This window comes from Lactobacillus sp., from assembly GCF_051873315.1.
In the GTDB taxonomy this organism is placed as follows: Bacteria; Bacillota; Bacilli; order Lactobacillales; family Lactobacillaceae; genus Lactobacillus.
Window position 1 is genome coordinate 1 of the sequence record NZ_JBJEES010000124.1, and the last position, 1659, is coordinate 1659.

At 47.7% G+C, this 1659-nt stretch carries 2 protein-coding genes; one reads left to right on the top strand and one right to left on the bottom strand.

Annotated features, from left to right (window positions below):
• On the bottom strand, positions 1–393 hold a 393-nt coding region (locus ACI32D_RS07305; RefSeq protein WP_439775926.1), incomplete at its 3' end, for an alpha/beta hydrolase.
• Between the two features lie 210 nt (positions 394–603).
• Here ACI32D_RS07305 and ACI32D_RS07310 point away from each other — a divergent pair.
• On the top strand, positions 604–1659 hold a 1056-nt coding region (locus ACI32D_RS07310), incomplete at its 3' end, for an MFS transporter (protein WP_439775927.1).

Consider the following 1659-nt stretch of genomic DNA (forward strand, 5'->3'; position numbering starts at 1 on the left):
GTATTCAGCTCCATGTTCAGCTACCCAGTGCATGACGCGGTTGACGTCATCCAGCTCGCTTGGGAACTGGACGTCTGGAGCCAGACGGTAGTTGAAGTTGACAAAGGCAAAGCCTTCCTTAGCCAGGCCCATTCCGTAGAACTGGTAGGTTTCTTTAGTCCCATAGACCCAGCCGCCGCCATGGATGCTGATGATGACTGGCACTTTGCCAGTCCGGTCTTTAGGCAGGTAGATGTCTAGCAGGTTCCACTTTGGGTCTGGCCCGTAGCTGATGTCATTGATTCTTTCTACCTCTGGAATTTCGGTTGGCAGGCCTTCGTCACGTTTGTCGTCGCTGGCCTTGAATTCACTGCGCAGCTTAATAACTGCTTCTGCTAATTCTTCTTTAGTCATGATATTCTCCTTTCATTTGTAAGCGTTTAACTAGATTATAGTCATTATCCCAGGAATTGGCTAGGGCAAAAAGTTGACCGCAAAGAGGCGGAAATTGATCTAAATAAAAATAGCAAGGTCAACAAGCGCCGGATTTCTGACAAGTTATGACATTGAAACCGCTTGCTTGGCAAGCTATCATAGTTAGCAAACAAGCAGGAGGTTTTGAAAATGTCTGAGAAGAAAAATGTTAAAGACAAGGCGATTTTTAAAGTTTCGCTCTTGTCCATATCTTTGTTTTTGATGATGGCTCCGCAGATTGCTTCGGCTCTGCCTTTGATGTACAAGGCTTTTCCAGGGGTAAGCAAGGCCGGGGTTGAATCTTTAGCCACGGTGCCGAACTTTGGGATTATCTTGGGGTTAGTAGTCAGTCCGGTATTGATTCGCTTTATAGGGGAGAAGGCAACGATTATTTTTGGACTGCTTTTGACTCTCTTGGCTGGGACTTTCCCGATGTATGCAAGTCAATATGGGCCGATCTTGATTTCCAGATTTTTGATCGGGCTGGGAATTGGTCTATTTAATTCCCTGGCCGTCAGCTTGATTCCACAGTTCTACAAGAGCGATGAAGAAGAAATGGCAACTATGATTGGCTATCAAAATGTGATGGGCAGCGTTGGCGCGGCAATTTCATCCTTCTTGATCAGCTACTTGGTTACGATCAGCTGGCATGCCGCTTTCGCGATCTACTTCCTGGTCATCCCATCCTTGATTCTCTTTGCCCTTTTTGTTCCTTTGCAAAAAAAGCAGGCAGATGTAGCAAGTAAGCAAAAGAAGGCCAAGCAGCGGATCAATGGCAAGGTTTGCTTGATTGCGGCATTGATGTTCTTGATCTTCCTTTTCTACATGCCAATGTCCTACAAGCTGCCGACTCTGATTGTTGAAGAGCACCTGGGCTCTTCCAGTACTCCGGCGCTGGTTGCCGGGATTTCAACCTTGATCTCGATTCCGATTGGGGCCAGCTTTGGTTTCTTCTTTAAGAAGCTGCATGACAAGATTTTCCCAGTTGGTTTCGCGATTGTTACCCTGGGCTTCTTGGTTACGACTTTTGCCAGCAGCCTGGTCATGCTGTTTATCGGCGTGATCGTCTTGGGCTTTGGCTTCGGCATGGGCGTGCCTTACATGTACAACTGGCTGGACTGGGCGGCGCCAGAAGGCAGCGTCAACCTGGCTACGACCATCGTTTTGGTCTTAGTTAACCTGGGCTGCTCAGTTTCACCGACGGTG